11 protein-coding genes and 1 pseudogene are annotated in these 15,600 nt (G+C 60.4%); 3 read left to right on the top strand and 9 right to left on the bottom strand.

The window, feature by feature from the left end; all coding sequences use genetic code 11:
• Position 1 precedes the first annotated feature (1 nt).
• Genes K1X15_RS11085 through K1X15_RS11105 form a run of 5 tightly spaced genes read right to left on the bottom strand, consistent with a single transcriptional unit; the run spans position 2 to position 6,522 of the window.
• Positions 2–1,618, bottom strand: coding sequence for an ABC transporter substrate-binding protein (locus K1X15_RS11085; protein ID WP_220303665.1), 1,617 nt, complete (start codon positions 1,616–1,618; stop codon positions 2–4).
• 20 nt (positions 1,619–1,638) lie between these two features.
• A complete protein-coding gene (locus tag K1X15_RS11090; RefSeq protein WP_220303666.1) occupies positions 1,639–2,784 on the bottom strand; it encodes a mandelate racemase/muconate lactonizing enzyme family protein in 1,146 nt (381 codons plus the stop codon).
• A 17-nt stretch (positions 2,785–2,801) separates the two neighbouring features.
• On the bottom strand, positions 2,802–4,277 hold the full coding sequence (locus tag K1X15_RS11095; protein ID WP_220303667.1) for an NAD-dependent succinate-semialdehyde dehydrogenase: 1,476 nt from the start codon (positions 4,275–4,277) through the stop codon (positions 2,802–2,804).
• Positions 4,274–5,518: an iron-containing alcohol dehydrogenase gene (locus K1X15_RS11100; protein WP_220303668.1), complete on the bottom strand. Its 1,245-nt coding sequence runs from the start codon at positions 5,516–5,518 to the stop codon at positions 4,274–4,276. The genes K1X15_RS11095 and K1X15_RS11100 overlap by 4 nt, the downstream gene beginning before the upstream one ends.
• Positions 5,518–6,522, bottom strand: a complete 1,005-nt coding sequence (locus K1X15_RS11105) for an Ldh family oxidoreductase (RefSeq protein ID WP_220303669.1) — start codon at positions 6,520–6,522, stop codon at positions 5,518–5,520. The genes K1X15_RS11100 and K1X15_RS11105 overlap by 1 nt, the downstream gene beginning before the upstream one ends.
• 78 nt (positions 6,523–6,600) lie before the next feature.
• Between K1X15_RS11105 and K1X15_RS11110 the strand changes: the two genes are divergently transcribed.
• Positions 6,601–7,275: a GntR family transcriptional regulator gene (locus K1X15_RS11110; protein WP_220303670.1), complete on the top strand. Its 675-nt coding sequence runs from the start codon at positions 6,601–6,603 to the stop codon at positions 7,273–7,275.
• Positions 7,276–7,307: 32 nt separating this feature from the next.
• Here K1X15_RS11110 and K1X15_RS11115 read toward each other — a convergent pair whose 3' ends face one another.
• Positions 7,308–8,135, bottom strand: coding sequence for an IclR family transcriptional regulator (locus K1X15_RS11115; protein ID WP_220303671.1), 828 nt, complete (start codon positions 8,133–8,135; stop codon positions 7,308–7,310).
• Between the two features lie 139 nt (positions 8,136–8,274).
• Here K1X15_RS11115 and K1X15_RS11120 point away from each other — a divergent pair, with 139 nt between their 5' ends.
• Positions 8,275–8,934: an aldolase/citrate lyase/malate synthase family protein gene (locus K1X15_RS11120; protein ID WP_220303672.1), complete on the top strand. Its 660-nt coding sequence runs from the start codon at positions 8,275–8,277 to the stop codon at positions 8,932–8,934.
• Here the strand turns inward: K1X15_RS11120 and K1X15_RS21630 are convergent.
• Positions 8,913–9,146: pseudogene (locus K1X15_RS21630) on the bottom strand (response regulator); the annotation flags it as partial. The gene K1X15_RS11120 and the pseudogene K1X15_RS21630 sit on opposite strands and share 22 nt — an antisense overlap.
• Here K1X15_RS21630 and K1X15_RS11125 point away from each other — a divergent pair.
• Complete coding sequence (locus K1X15_RS11125) at positions 9,060–9,320, top strand: hypothetical protein (RefSeq protein WP_220307654.1); 261 nt, start codon at positions 9,060–9,062, stop codon at positions 9,318–9,320. The pseudogene K1X15_RS21630 and the gene K1X15_RS11125 sit on opposite strands and share 87 nt — an antisense overlap.
• Here the strand turns inward: K1X15_RS11125 and K1X15_RS11130 are convergent.
• Together K1X15_RS11130 and K1X15_RS11135 are read right to left on the bottom strand one after the other, a co-directional pair.
• Positions 9,284–10,645 (bottom strand): hypothetical protein, encoded by a 1,362-nt coding sequence (locus K1X15_RS11130; RefSeq protein WP_220303673.1) that lies wholly within the window; start codon positions 10,643–10,645, stop codon positions 9,284–9,286. The two genes, K1X15_RS11125 and K1X15_RS11130, sit on opposite strands and share 37 nt — an antisense overlap.
• A gap of 447 nt (positions 10,646–11,092) precedes the next feature.
• The gene (locus K1X15_RS11135) at positions 11,093–15,037 is read right to left on the bottom strand and encodes a PAS domain-containing hybrid sensor histidine kinase/response regulator (protein ID WP_220303674.1); all 3,945 of its coding nucleotides are present in this window, start codon (positions 15,035–15,037) and stop codon (positions 11,093–11,095) included.
• Positions 15,038–15,600 lie beyond the last annotated feature (563 nt).

Genomic DNA, 15,600 nt, shown 5'->3' on the forward strand with positions numbered 1-15,600 from the left:
ATCAGCCTGTAATGCGGGCTTGGTTCAGGGGCCAATAGGCATAACCGGACTGGACCTCGAAGCCAAGATCCACCCGTGGATTGCGGGCGATCACATACGACAGGGTGATGATGCCGAGCAGGGGAAGATCGGTGAGAACCTTCTCCTCAATCTGCTTGATCACCTCGATACGCTTGTCGAAATCGGGCTCGTCCTGAGCCTGATCCAGCAGATCGTCGATGCCGGGGATAGCGACACCATAATGGCTGTAATTGCCCTGTCCACTGCCGTCGGGTTTGGTGTCCGCCGAGGCGGCCAGACGCTGCAGGAACGGCATGGTGGGCACCGGCGGGAAGCTCGACGAATTCAGAGTGAGCGAATTCTTGTCGGTATTGTTCTCCGCATGCATCGTTGCATGATCGATGATATTCAGATCCAGATTGATCCCGGCTGCCCGAAGCTGCTCCTGGATCATCAACATGATCGTGGCATAGTCCTCGCGCTGGCTGGTGAAGCACGGAATTGTCACCCCGTCGGGGAATCCGGCTTCTGCGAGCAGTTCCTTAGCCTTGTCGATGCTGGGCTCGTATTTGAGCTCCTCGGGCAACTCTTCCTTGGTCACCGAACCGGCGAATTGCGGTGCGATGATGCCGACCATCGGTGTGCTGAGTTCGCCATAAGCCTCGGCGATCTGAGAATTATCGATGGCATAGCGGAAGGCCTGACGCACCTTGATGTTGTCCAGCGGCTCTCGCTGCAGGTTGAGGTGCAAGGTGTTGAAGCTGCCCGGTGCGGTGGCATCGAAGATCGTGTTGGCATCGCGCTGACGCATGGTCGGGATCCAGCCCGGCTGCCGCACCCCCTCAATCATGTCCACCTGCCCCGACGCAAAGGCCAGCGTCCGCGCCGTGGTATCGGCGATGAAGGAGACCCGGATATTGCGGGTGGCCGCTGGGCCGTTCCAGTGCTCGTCGAAGGCCGTCAGGTTGATGCCCGATTCATCGGTGCTTTCGACATAATAGGCACCCGTGCCGACCGGATCGAGATTGAAGGCCTCGCCTTTTTCCTCGAAGGCCGCCTGGCAGATGATGCTGGCCGCCAACGTCACCGCCGTGCTGGCATTGAACAACGGATCGGGACGAACCAGGGTGACCACGAATGTATAGTCATCCGGGGCATCGATGCTCTCGATATTGCCGAACAGTACCTTTCCCGCGGAGACGACCTCCGGATCGAGCTGGCGGCCATAGGTGAACATGACGTCCTTTGACGTCATCTCCCCATAACCCTTGTGGAACTGCACACCTCGACGCAGGTGATAGGTCCAGGTGCGGGCGTCTTCCGACACTTCCCAACTTTCGGCCAGAGCCGGCTGGAAGTCCTCCGGGGTGACCGCAAAAGTACCGGGCTTTGACGCAACCAGGGCGTTGAATACTTGGTACAGCGCCCAGTTGTCGCCGCCGGTGAGACCCGATTGCTGCGGATTGATGCCGTTAGGCGAACGAGCGGCCAGCGCGATTGAAATCGTGCCGTCCTCGGTCTGCCCATAGGCTCGGGGCATCGCCAGATGCATGGCCGCGAAGGATGCGGCGCCTAGGGCTCCGCTGCGAGCCAGAAAGCTGCGTCTGCTGATTGTCATTTTATTCCTCCCTATTGGCGCTAGATGGAAATCGGAACGCTGCGCCGTTGCAGTTCCGACTGATCAAAGACCGCTCCCAACCCCGGTGCGTCCGGGACGGTGAACAGGCCATTTTTGGGTTCGGATGGGTTTTCGAAAATGGCACCGGCGCGCTCCCAGCCGTCAGCCAGTTCCACCGGTTTGCTCAGATGAATGAGCGTGGACAGAACATGCAGATTGGCCAGGTGGCCCAGGGACGGCTGGGTCTGGTGCGGCACCAGTTCGACGCCATGGGCATGAGCGATGGCGGCGCATTGCATAAGGCCGGTAATGCCGCCCATCTTGGTGATGTCGGGCTGCACCATGCGCACCCCGGCATTGATCAAATCCTTGAGGCCCTGCAGCGTATAGGTCTGCTCGCCGGCCGACACCGTTATGTCGAGCCGCTGGGCGACTTCGCCCATGGCCGAGATGTGATAGTGCTGCACCGGCTCTTCGAACCAGGTATAGCCCAGGTCCTCAAGCGCCCGGCCGACGCGCATGGCGCCGCCGATCGAATAGCCATTATTGGCATCGAATCCGAGGACGAAATCGTCGCCAAGCAGCTTGCGAACGGCCGCAGCCTTCCTGATGTCACCGGCGATGTCGACGTCCTGCCTCGTGCGGTCGCCATCCCAGCGGATCTTGACCGCTGCCGGCTTTTCCTTCTCCACCCGCCGTTCCACCACGGCCAGCACTTCGTCCACCGTCCGCCAGGCATTGCCGCCGATGGAGGCGTAGCAGGGCATCTGCTTGCGCCAGGCGCCACCGAGCAGCTTGTAGATCGGTTGGCCAAGCGCCTTGCCCTTGAGGTCCCAGAGCGCGGTGTCGAGCGCCGCCAACGCACCAGTCATTGCGCCTTCCGGTCCCAGCTTGATGCATTTGTGCATCAGCGTGTCGAGCAGGATGGCATGGTCGAGGGGGTCGGCGCCGATCAGGGCAGGCGCCATGTCCTGGGCGATGATGACGAGCGAGGCCAGACCACCCTGCATGGGCGAGGCTTCGCCCATGCCGAACAGACCGTCATCGGTCTCGATGCGCACAAAGGCGCTGCGCGGGCCTTTGCGTCCTGCGGGCCGGTCCTGGCCGCCCGGCAACCCCTCGCCGCTCCAATCGACCTGGAAGGTCTCGACCTTGGTGATCTTCATCTGTCTCCCTCTCCCGCCTACCAGCTGGTGGCGATGTACTTTGCTTCGGTGAATTCGAGGATGCCGTGATGGGCGCCTTCCCGGCCCAGGCCCGACTGCTTCACGCCGCCGAAGGGCGCGGCCGGGTCAGAGACCAGTCCGCGATTGAGCCCGACCATGCCGCTTTCGATGCGCTCGGAGACGCGCAGGCCGCGCGCCAGGTCGCGGGTATAAACATATGCAATCAGTCCATATTCGGTGTCGTTGGCCCGCGCGATCGCCTCCTCCTCGGTCTCGAAGACGCTGATCGGCGCCACCGGCCCGAATATTTCCTCGTGCATCAGGCGCGCATCGGCCGGCACGCTAGCGACCACGGTCGGGGGATAGAAATAACCCGGCCCTTCGGCTGGTTTGCCGCCCACCACCACATCGGCGCCGGCTTTTTTCGCCGCATCGACCATCTCTCCGATACGGGTGACGGCCGCCGCGTTGATCATCGGCCCGCACTGGGTGGCCGCGTCATAGCCCTTGCCCACCTGAAGCGCCGACATGCGCGCCGCCAATCCTTCGGAAAAAGCCTTGGCAATGCCCTTCTGCACATAGAAGCGGTTGGCCGCCGTGCAGGCCTCGCCCCCATTGCGCATCTTGGCCACCATGGCCCCGTCCAGCGCGGCCTCAAGATCGGCGTCGTCGAACACCACGAAAGGCGCGTTCCCGCCCAATTCCATCGAACACGAAATCACCGTGTCGGCGGCTTCGCGCAGCAGCTTGCGTCCGACCGGCGTCGAGCCGGTGAAGGAGAGTTTGCGCACCCTGGGATCGTGCAGCAGGGCGCTGATGGTCGGTCCCGCGTTCGAGGTGGTAAAGACATTGACCACCCCGTCGGGCACACCCGCCTCCTTGTAGATATCGGCCAGCACATTGGCGGTGAGCGGGGTCTCTGTGGCCGGCTTCAGCACCACCGTGCAGCCCGCGGCCAGCGCCGGAGCGATTTTGCGCGTCGCCATCGCCGCCGGAAAGTTCCACGGCGTGACAAGCACCGCGACGCCGATCGGCTGATACTGAACGATGATCCGGTTGGCGCCGCTGGGCGCAGTATAGAGTTCACCGTTGAGACGTACCGCTTCCTCGGCGAACCAGCGGAAGAATTCGGCGGCATAGGCGACCTCTCCCCTGGCGTCGGTGAGCGACTTGCCGTTCTCCAGCGCGATGAGCGCGGCCAGCATGTCCTGCTGTTCCATCATCAGCTCGTAGCAACGTCGCAGGATCTCCGAGCGCTTGCGCGGCGCTGTGGCCGACCAGCCTGGCAGCGCATCGGCCGCTGCACGCACCGCATCCAATGCATCTTCGACACCAGCATCGGCGACACGCGCGATCACGGCGCCTGTCGATGGATCGAACACGTCGATGCGCTGGCCAGTGCGGGCCTCGCGCCACTGCCCGGCAATATGCAGATCGGTGGGAATGCCTGATGGGTCGAGGCCAAGGCCGGTGGGAATGATTGGCTTGTTCATGAAGCGGTCTCGCGGTGTTCGGTCTGACGCAATTGCATGCGATCGCCGGCATGGGCCGCCCGGAGCAGCGCCGCCATGTCGGAGAGTTCGATCGTCCTGGGATTGTTCTTGATCAAGCGATTGGCGGACATGGCGTTCTCCGCCGTCCAGTCGAGATCGGTCGCAGCCAGTCCCAGCGCCTCGAGATTGGGCGGCACCCCGATATTGGCCAGCAAATTCTCGATGAAGACGATGGTCACCTCGACGGCTTCCTGCTCGGCGACATCGGTCCCGACGGCTCCCAGCGCCATGCCGATCTGAGCGATCTCGCGCCCGGCATGATGCCGGTTAAATTCCAGCGCATATGGCAGCATCGCCGCAACGCCCAAGCCGTGCGGTGTATGAGTGCGGGCCCCGATCGGATACTGCGCCGCATGACAGATGGAGGTCCCGGCCACTCCGAAAGCCTGTCCGGCCAAAAGTGACCCCAGCATTACATCGGCCCGGGCCTGCACATCATCGGGATGGCTGCAGGCCCGTGCGAGACCGACACCAATCCTCCGCACCGCTTCGAGCGCGTAGAGATCGCTGGTGACATTCTTGCCCAGAAACACATGGTCATGCACCAGTGCGCCATCGGTGGTGCGCGGCTTTGTGGTGAAGGCCTCGATCGCATGCACCAGGGCATCGGCCCCGGCAATGGCGGTCAGCGCCGGTGGACAGGTATAGGTGAGTTCGGGATCGCAGATGGCTGTATGGGGGACCAGGTGCGGACTGGCAATGCCGACTTTGAGGGCCCGGTCCTTGTCGGAAACCACCGCCACCGGCGTCGCTTCCGAACCGGTACCAGACGTCGTAGGAACGGCAATAACTGGCAGCGTCGGCCCAGGAACCTTGAACTCACCGTAGTAGTCTGAGGGCCGCCCTCCATGACTCAGGAGCAGCGCGATAACCTTTGCCGCATCCAGGCAACTGCCCCCGCCAATGCCGAGCACCACATCGGCGTCCAGCGCCTGCCCCACGACGACCCCGCCATCCAGTGAGGCGGCCGGCAACTCGGCCTCGACGCCACAATATGTCGCATGCTTCAGCCCGACCGCGTCGAGCTGATCGAGGATTGCCTTGAATTCGGGCAGATTTTCCATGCGAGCATCGGTGACGACGAGCGCCCGGCGGCCCAGCTGCGCGGCAAAGCGGCCGATAGAGGCCCGCTGCCCTTCACCGAACACGACGTTGCGCGGAGATCTGTTGACACCAAACATCACCTGATCTCCATCTCTTGCCGCATCGCTACAATCTGGGCCCACAAGGCGTCATCGACCGGCAGGCCGTCAGCCTGGCGTTGTCGGCGCAAGGCGCGGCCGCGCTCGCCGGGAACGCGCACGTTGCTGAAACCCTGCGCCGGCTCGGCATCGCGGATCGCCGCCAGATAGGCCGATACGGGCTCCACAGGATGATCGATGACGATGAACAGGTCCGACTTGTTGCAGACCGTCGTGGAATCGAGCGTGCCCCGCACGTCCCGCCCCAGCGCCCCGCCGGCCAGCCCGGCAACCAACAATTCGAAAGCCAGGCCCAGCGCATAGCCCTTGGCGCCGCCGAAGGGTGCGATCGCACCGGACTTGGCCTTCGTGGCATCAGTGGTCGGGGCACCGTCCGCATCGAGCGCCCAATCGGCCGGAATCGGCTCGCCGCGGTTGGCATGATCGTGAATCTTACCCATCGAGACGACACTGGTCGCAGTATCCATAACGAAGGGCTCGTCCCCGCCCGGCATGCCGATGGCAATCGGATTGGTACCGATCATCGCTTGACGCCCGCCCCAGGGATGTACCAGCGCCTCGCTGGTCGAAAACGCGATCAGGCACTGGCCCTGCCGCGCAACGCGCTCCGCATAGAAGGCCAGGCTTCCCAGATGATTGGCATTGGTGATGGCGGCAACCACCACGCCGTGCTCACGTGCCCTAGCCGCGGCCAGCGATAGCGCCGACATCGCCACGACCGGGCCCAGACCCTTCTGTCCGTCGACACGCAGAAAACCGGGCGCATCCCATTGCGCGACACCCTCGGCCTGCGGATCGGCAACACCGTTTTCGATGCGCTCGAGGATGCGAGGCAGCCGCAGCAGTCCATGCGAGGCCAGCCCGCGGAGCTCGGCATCGATCAACAGCGCCACCTGCACGTCCGCGTTGACCTCTGGCACCCCCTTTGACTGGAGCAGGCCGCTGATGACGTTTTTGACACTCTCGACAGGAAGGGTAGGCAAGATATAAAATCCGATCGGATATATTATTGTGGAACGGACCCTAGGGTGCTATGGCTGCCCTGTCAACACTGGGGCGAGATGACAGTGGCAACCGAAAGCAGAGTTACGATCCGTCGACCGCAGCGACTGGGCGAGGAGGTATATAACGCCATCTATTCCCAGCTCATGTCCCTCGAAATTCCGCCCGGAGGCCGAATTTCCGTGGACGCGCTAGTGCGCGAACTCGGCGTCTCGCAAACCCCGATCCGGGAGGCACTGTCTCGACTTGAGGCACAGGGGCTGGTCACCAAGACCCATCTGATCGGCTACACCGCTACCAATCAGATTGACCGCAACAAACTCGCCCAGCTTTATGACTTGCGTCTCCTGTTGGAGCCCTTTGCCGCCGGACAGGCCGCCGAGAAAATGAGCGATGAGGCTATCGGCGAACTTGAGCAATTGGCGCTCGACATGGGCGGCATCTCCCCAGGCGGATCGCGCAACGCCTATAGCGAATTCGCGCGCAAGGATGCCGCCTTTCATGACAAGATTGCCGAGGGCAGCGGCAATGAACTGGTTCAAGAGGCACTGTCCCGCCTCTATGTCCATGTGCACCTATTCAGGCTCTATTATCACACCCGTGCAACCTCGACGGCGATCAACGAACATGAGCAGATAATCGCAGCCATTCGCGCGCGCAACAGCGCCGACGCCGAAGCGGCCATGCGCCAGCACATCCTCGAGTCGCGCAATCGTTTCCTCTCCGAGGCATAGACCGTCGAGTCCGAATCATGCCGGCCGGCCGCTCAGACCGCAGGGCTTGAGACCTGGCTCGGCTCGACCCCACCCAGCGCGATGGTGAGCTCTCTGGCGGTCGCCTTAAGCAGCGTCCCAAGGCTCGCTATACGATCCTGCGTCACGCGCCCGGAGAGGCCGGATACTGATATGGCGCATTGCGCCTCTGCCTGGTGATTGTAAACAACAGCGCCGATGCAGCGAAGGCCGGACATGAATTCCTCATTGTCCACTGCATAGCCCTGGGCACGGATGATCTCCAGCTCGGCCCGAAGATCGGCGGCACGGGCCAGCGACTGCGGCGTTCGCTTCATCAGTCCCCTGGCCTCGATAATGGCTGAGATATCCGCCGGCGCGTAGGTGGCCAAAATCGCCTTGCCCATGCCCGAGGTCACCATCGGTACCCGACCACCGACCCGGGTAATGGCGCGCATGATCTCGCGGCTTTCGACCTGGGTGAGCACCACCACCTCGCCATCATCGATCACCCCCAGATTGGTGGTCTCCCGCGTCTGGTCGCGCAGCCGGCGCAGGAAGGGCAGTGCTGAAGCCACGAAATTGCGTTGGCGCACAAAGGCCGATCCGACGACGAAAGCCTGCCGCCCCACATGCCAGACATTGTCCGTGCGGTCGAACTCGACGAAACGTCTGGCCTCCAGAGTCGTCAGCAGCCTATGGACTGTGGAATGGGAAAGACCCGTCTCTGTCGCCAGGTCGGTGAGCCGGAATCCCTCCTCCCGCTCACCGAGCACTTCGAGCAGGCTAAGCGCGCGCTCCACCGAGCGGACGCGATCGGACCGGTCGGCATCTGTGGATTTGGGCGGGATGATTGAGCGCATGGTGCAAGTCTAGCATCGCCCCGCTGCCTTCGCGAGCACGCACGGAGCCCATTTCCACGTGACGGAAATTCTCGAAGAGAGCATCGCAATCGGCCTACGGCCCGGTCTATCCAGCCGACCACCTGGAAGAGGAGCGGACATGACCCGGTATATCGAACGCCATGGCATCAGCATCGCCCCGGCCCTGCTGGACCTGGTGGAACAGGAAATCGCCCCCGGCACCGAGATCGACCCAGATCAGGTTTGGAAGGGTTATGCCGCGCTATTGGCAGATCTGGTGCCGATCAACCGGACGCTACTGGCCGAGCGGAGTGATTTGCAGACATGCATCGACAATTGGCACCTGCAACACCCGGGACAGATTTATGACCCCGCAGCCTATCGCAATTTCCTCGAAGAGATTGGTTACATCGTGCCCGAAGGCGAGATTTGCGAGATCGATACGACCAATGTCGATCCCGAGATCGCCACTATAGCCGGGCCGCAATTGGTGGTGCCGGTGAGCAATGCGCGCTTCGCGCTCAACGCCGCCAATGCCCGCTGGGGCAGCCTTTACGACGCCCTCTACGGCACCGATGTCATCGCCAAAACCGGCAGCCTAGCCCCCGGCAAGAGCTACAATGCCGAACGCGGCGCCGCCGTCGTTGCCCGAGCCGCAGCCTTCCTGCGTGCCCCCCGGGCGAACTGTTCAACGGGCACATCACAGCGTCTTTCAAGCAGTGTGGCCAAAGCCGCTCGTGTAAAGGGTTTGGGCAAGGCCCCTGCCAGACTAAGTCCGTGTTGTTGCGCAGATCGCTGAGCCGCGTCCAGTACACGGCTGTCCACGCCGCTGGCGATGATCAGCTCCGCATCGCACTCTAATTCCCCCAGGCGCTGAATGATCCCAATGCCATCCACTCCCGGCATCACGAGGTCAAGAACAAGGTGAGTTGGATCAAAGGTGGCAATTTGTGCGAAAAAGTCCTGCGCGGCCCGGCAGTATATGCATGCGGCCCCGAGGGACTTAGCCATCTTGCCAACGGTATCGCCCACGAGTGGATCGTCGTCGAGGACCAACAGCCTGACTTCGGAAGCAACGCTTCGATCATTCATTTCTGGGCGCTGAATAGTCATGGCCAGCTTGCCTCCACCTTGATCGACATGGGGCCCTATTTCGAGGTGCGTTTGGGGAACGTCAAAGGCTGAAGCCGCGACGGCGCCCTAGGTGTGTCCTGAGACAGGTGAATTGCAGTACCGCTGACATAATCAAACCCGCTATCGACGGCAGCAAGCGCAAGTCCGATCGTGTTTGCGCTGTGGGCTAAGGTGCGAAGCCCGTTCGTTCTGGCAAAATCCCAGAATGCGGGGTGCACGGACCTCAAGGAAGCGTCGCGCATCTGTCCCATCGACAGATTGCTGGACAACCCCCACAGCGGTGTAGGATCGAGCCCTGCCAGATAGTCCGCGCCGCCGCCGACCTGCAGGGTCAGCCCGGGACACTTTGCACTAACGGCGAACAGCAGATAGTTTAGCTGGTCAACGTTCAGACGCGAGGGAACGTTGGTCACTTCGAGTTTCACAAACGGCATATAGACTTCTGGCAAGCTCGTCAGCAGCTTGAGATATTCCCGTCGTGTGGCGCTTCTTGCGAGCGTTTGGTAGCCCACGGGAACGAGCAGACTGGCGACTTTGCTGGCACGCCCATATCGATGCAGCACTTCGAGCGCGCGAGTTAGTGCAAGACAGTCCATGTCTGCCAGGGTGTCGACCATCTGGTCCGGATCGGCAATCGCCTGGAATTGCGATAACGTCGTACATCCCAGAGAAAGGTCCAAAACGCACCGATTGAGGTCCACGACAGCTCTTTCAGGCTCCCAAACAGGAGCGAACAGAATCTGGAAGTCCTTAAGCAGCAAACGACGGTAGTTCAAAATTGCCCGGTCTGCCTCCAGACGCATGCGACGAAGTGTAAGGACCAGCCGATCGGCAAGGCTGCCTGTGTCACCATCCAGGTTCTTTAGCTCGATCTCAGCGACATACTGTTTGACGGTCACGCTGGACGAAAATTCCGGCAGTTCCGCAAAAATCTCCTGTTTGATCTCGCGCGAAATCTGCCTGGCGCGCTCGACCGCAGCATCCCGACCAAGCTTGGCGAAGCAAATCGAGAACTCGGTGTCGCTCAGGACCTGCAAGACGTCGGCGTCCCCCAGGCGCCTCCTTATCCCTTGCTCCGCAAGTTGTGCCGCTCTGGCCGCCAACCCCTCCCAGCGATTGCCAAGTGCCTCCTTGATCTCGTCTAGGCCGACGAGCTCCAAGCTGCCGGCCATCACTGACGACGCATCGTTCCTTTGCCTGATCAGTTGCGATAGCGCGTCATTTGCTGGAGGTTTCGGGGCCAGTCCGTCATTGGGCGCTGCGGCGCCCAGAGCATATGACTTGGCTGGGCGCCGAACCAATATTGCATCGCCCGAAAGAAGATGGGCCGTATCCTCCTTTTGGAACAGATTCTTGATCAGGCCAAAAACTGTCATGCCAGCAAAACACTAGATCGTTAAAGCCTTTAGTCTGCAGTGACATTGATTAACAAAACAGAACGTGGCCCGATCACATCTTACCGATCCAAAAGGGAAAGCGGCGCAGGTGTGGAGCTTGCAGTGTCCGCAATCAGCCAATGGTCGGCAGTAATTAGAGAGGCACCTCGCGATGTCTGTCTGACTGCTTCAACGGGACCATGGGCTGGACTTGGTGAAGGTCCTGCTATGGTCCCGGTTGTAGAGAACAACGAAGCGCTTGGAAATCTGTGGAATGCCAAGCATTGAACATCTTCGGAGCCAACTCGCTGATCGGCCTGCAAGTCCTATGTCAGCCACATCCAGCTATCACAAAGGCGAGCGCGGCCAGGTGCAGGCGTGGATGGTCCAACTTGGACAAGGACCGCGGCGCGCTCAAATCTGAAGAAGCCTGCCCAACAATCAACACTAGCTGCCAAGCATCTTCCGAAGCTTCGCAGCCAGCTGATCGCGCCTATATGGCTTGCTGAGCAAGTCGACGCCCCGGTCGAGGCGCCCGTGATGCACAATGGCGTTCTCTGTGTACCCGGACGTGAAGAGAATTTTCAGCCCCGGTCGCAACGCCAGCGCACGGTCAGCAAGCTGCCTGCCATTCATACCCGGCATGACCACGTCGGTGAACAGCAGGTCTATGTCGGGCGTTTCTTCGAGAACTTGTAGCGCCTGGTCTCCGGAGCCAGCGGTATGGACACGGTAGCCAAGACGCTCCAGCTGGTTGGCGAGGTTCTCCCGGACCAGGCGGTCATCCTCGACGATCAGGATCAATTCGCGTCCGCCAAGGTTTGGGGCCCTGGCCCTGATTTCCGGCTGCTTCTCGCTGCTCCCGAACGAACGCGGGAAATAGAGCTTAAAGCAAGTTCCCTCTCCTGGCTCGGAATAGACCCGTATGTGTCCTCCTGATTGCCGGACGAACCCGTACACCATGCTGAGGCCCAGTCCCGATCCCTTGCCAGCATCCTTGGTGGTGAAAAACGGCTCAAACAGCTGGTCAATGAGTTCGCGCGGGATGCCATGACCAGTATCGGTCACCGCAAGCAGCACGTACTGACCCGGCGCGCTATCCAGCGTCGAAGCCACATCGTCATCATCGAGCGATACATTGGCCGTCTCGATCGTGAGGTGTCCCCCTCCAGGCATGGCATCCCGGGCATTGATCGCCAGATTGAGAAGCGCTGATTCAAGCTGACCCGGATCGGCCTCGATGGTCCACAGCCGGTCTGCTCTCACCCATTCGATGTCCACCTGCTCTCCCAGTGTTCGCCGTAAAAGTTCCTCCATTCCTGCGACCAGTTCATTGAGATCGATCAGAACGGGCTCAAGCGGCTGCTTTCTGGCAAATGCCAGCAGCCTTGTGGTCATCTCGGCCCCGCGTTGTGCGGCCGACATGCTCATGCTCGCCAGCACCCGCAGCTCGGGCCGGTCCTCGAGTTCTTCAATTAGCAGCTCGGAGTTGCCAAGAATGACCGTTAGAAGGTTGTTGAAATCGTGCGCGACACCACCGGTCAACTGCCCCACCGCTTCCAGTTTCTGGGCCTGTCGGAGGCGGGCCTCCAGATCGCGGCGGTGCGTGACGTCCAGCATGCTTCCCAGCATGCGAGTAGCTTTTCCGTCTTCATTGCGAATGACGAAACCCCGATCGATCACGTCCAGATAGCGACCTGCGAAGTGCTGGAAGCGGTATTCACTCGACCAGTGAGAAGCCGAACCGTCGATTACGGCATGGATACTATCAAGCACACGCTGGCGATCTTCGGGGTGGATGCGGTTTGTCCATGAACGCGCGTCTGGCTCGACCTCGGCCGGGTCGAGGCCGTAGACATCCTTGAGGTTCTTGTTCCACCAGACTGTATTGTTGACTAGGTCCCAATCCCAGATCACGTCATTGGTTGCTCTCGCTACCAGCTGGAAGCGTTCGTCCCCGATCCGCAGATTCTCTTCGGCGTACTTTCTCTCGGATATGTCGCGCTCGACTGCCACCCAATGGGTGAACCAGCCGTCATCATTGGCAATGGGGACAATATCGAGCTCGAGCCAGAACTCGTCGCCGGTCCTGGTATAATTGATGAGCTCGGCGCGGACCGGTTGCCAGGTTTCGAGTGCTTTGCGAATGCGGGACAGCTCATGCCGCTGCGTTTTGGGACCCTGCAGAATACGCGGGCTTCGCCCAATAACCTCTTCAGGCCGATATCCGGTCCGTCTGACAAAGGCATCATTAACATAAACAATTCTGGGGCCATCAGGTCCCTCAATTGGCTCGGCCTCCGTGATGAGCAATATATCGTTCTGCCTGGAGACCGCCGATTCGAGCAGACGGAGCTGCTCCTCCCGGGCACGCGATGTTGTGATGTCACGAAAGTAGACCGCCAGCCCTTCAGGCGTTGGATAGGCGCTCACTGCAAACCAACTCTCGAGCGGCGCAAAGTATTCATCAAAGTTTGTCGGTCTGCCGGTCCGCACCGACTTTTCATATTCGCGCTGAAACCTGCTGTTTGCTGCGTCAGAAAATTCGTCCCAGATTACCTTTCCCAGCAGATCCCCGCGCTGGCGTTGTAGCAAAGCTTCCGCCTGGCTATTCAGGTAGGCAAAGCGCCATCCTTCATCGACAAGAAAGAAGGCATCGCTGATGCTATCCAGTGTTTGGTGCAGCCGGCGAGCCAGAGCGTCGGCATCGTCCCGTGCTGCAACCAGTTCCGATATATCCTGAAACGCGCCCTCGACCGCGATGATCTTGCCCTGATCATCCTTCACTGCCTCTCCGATGGTGCGCACCCAGATCCGATTGCCATTGGCGGGATCCAATTGGAGGATTTCATCGAAAGGGGCTCCAGTCTCCAAACAGATGGAGAACGCCACGCGAATTGTTTCGCGATGCTCGGGGGCGTAGTACTTGATGCCGCCCTCGACAGTGGGTGAGAAACCCGCAGCTTCCCCATGGATCGCCGCCGTCTCCGGGCTCCAGCTCAGCTTGGGCGGATCGACGTCGAAGCGCCAGCTGCCGAGCTTGGCCAATCGTCCGGCAAAGCGCTGCTGCCGAACAAGATCCGCAAGTTTCTCCTGCGATGCAACGACATCGCTGATGTCCTGTACGGAACCGACAATGATCTGCTTGCCGTCGAGATCATGGCGTTCGCCAACGCCCCTGATGTGGCAGACCGTGCCGTCTGACCGAATGATCCGATGCTGGAAAACAATGTGAGGCTCTCCCGATCGCTCGAACAATGAGCAGGCATCGATCATTTGCTGGCGGTCCTCGGGATGGACCAATGCGACATAGCCCTCGAAGTCTGGCGTCACGTTTTCCTTGGGTAGTCCAAAGATGTCGAAAACGCGTGGCGACCAATTCATAGCCCCGCTCGCAATATCGTATTCCCAGGAGCCCAGTTCGAGCAGCCGCTCAGCGGTCCGAAGACGCGCTTCTCTTTCCTGCAGTGCCGTGAGAGACGTTCTCAGTTCTGTCAGTTCCAGCAGGATGCTGAGAAGGGCGCCTTTTGCCGCTTCAGCATCAACTTGTTCGGCGCCAAATTCTTTTACAAGATTGGTAACGTCCTCAACTCGGTGGATAATGAAAGCAAGCTGACCGGCCTCATCATAGACGGGCTTGTTGGTCGGCAGCCAATGTCGCTCTTCAAAATGGCCATCCTGCCGCCGTACCGGGTACTTTTGCACATGCATGACGTCAGGCGCGCCGAACTTTTCAACACGTGCCAAAGAGGTAGAGAGGTTGCGAACGCCATCAGATGCGGGGTCTTCAGAGTCATCAGGAAACACCTCGAAGAGCGATCGGCCATAAATACCCGACGGATCTATCATGGTCGCCTGGGCGTATTCTTGTGTGACGGCAACAATCTCATAGGTCTGAGGGCGCACCACGAGCATTTTCCCAGGCGCGGCCTCAAAGATCTGTCTATATCGCAGTTCAGACTGCGCAGACCTGTCGCGCAGATCTTCAACCTTGGCCATAAGATCAGCTGCGGCGCTGCGGGTATCCACGGCCTCGGTCTTGTCCTGGATGGTGGCCACGACCGCAGTCGCTCCGTCAAAGATCACTCTTCGCCAATGAAACGATACCCTGAACAACCGGCCATCCTTGGCGGCAATCGTCCACATGCCGCCGTCGCAGGCCTCCCCCTCGAAAGTCTTGACCTGTTCCACTAGTGCTTCTCGCGCCCGCTCTGGTCTTAGATCAGCGATTGTCAGGGCCTCAAGTTCGGCCGCGCTGAAGCCCAGCCAGTCCTGAGCCGCGCGGTTCGATGCGAGGATTGCAAGCGTATCGGTGGAAAATACCCAGACAGGGTGCATCAGAAGGTCAAAGGCACGCGCTGCAGGGCGGGACAGTTCCGCAAAGGTGCTCAAAACGATCTCTCTGTTTGTTGCGGTCGCGACCGTCAGGATGAGCCCGAGGATAGAACGCCTATCTGATCTCCCTCGTTCCGCACTGCCTTCAGACACTTATCTTGAAGCCGCGTATGCTTCAGAAATGACCATGGACGGATGGGCTCAGCATCGACGCGGCAGCTATGCCGGCCGACTGTGGATAAACCGAGTGATGGAATTAGTTGGCCGGCACCGAAGAAACAGATGAGCCCACGGGATCGACTTTGCGGACGGGTACAGCGATGGGCTTCGGAAACGGCAATGCTCGGATGGATGCGAGATTATATTCCTACACTATGCCTCAGAGCCGGGCTTTGGCGATCAGTTGGCGTAGCTGCTACCGATAGACGCCGGAACGTCCGACCGTCCCAAGCGGGACTCTGCCGCCCGCCATTTGCCGCCGACCAGCAGACCTGACTTGGCTCTTGGCGCGGTTCGTTTTCTGACAGCGACGATGCATGCGCGCTGGTGGGAGCCTGCGGCCAATACATGCCTTACCGACAAATGCCTCTCCAGCCATTCTTGACGAAAGCCTTCGAAGG

It is taken from the genome of Devosia salina, assembly GCF_019504385.1.
GTDB lineage: Bacteria > Pseudomonadota > Alphaproteobacteria > Rhizobiales > Devosiaceae > Devosia > Devosia salina.

Bases quoted from the DNA above. Each gene is read 5' to 3' on its own strand.
- K1X15_RS11085 (WP_220303665.1), bottom strand. From the start codon at position 1,618: ATGACAATCAGCAGACGCAGCTTTCTGGCTCGCAGCGGAGCCCTAGGC.
- K1X15_RS11090 (WP_220303666.1), bottom strand. From the start codon at position 2,784: ATGAAGATCACCAAGGTCGAGACCTTCCAGGTCGATTGGAGCGGCGAG.
- K1X15_RS11120 (WP_220303672.1), top strand. From the start codon at position 8,275: ATGACCCGGTATATCGAACGCCATGGCATCAGCATCGCCCCGGCCCTG.
- K1X15_RS11095 (WP_220303667.1), bottom strand. From the start codon at position 4,277: ATGAACAAGCCAATCATTCCCACCGGCCTTGGCCTCGACCCATCAGGC.
- K1X15_RS11100 (WP_220303668.1), bottom strand. From the start codon at position 5,518: ATGTTTGGTGTCAACAGATCTCCGCGCAACGTCGTGTTCGGTGAAGGG.
- K1X15_RS11110 (WP_220303670.1), top strand. From the start codon at position 6,601: ATGACAGTGGCAACCGAAAGCAGAGTTACGATCCGTCGACCGCAGCGA.
- K1X15_RS11115 (WP_220303671.1), bottom strand. From the start codon at position 8,135: ATGCGCTCAATCATCCCGCCCAAATCCACAGATGCCGACCGGTCCGAT.
- K1X15_RS11130 (WP_220303673.1), bottom strand. From the start codon at position 10,645: ATGACAGTTTTTGGCCTGATCAAGAATCTGTTCCAAAAGGAGGATACG.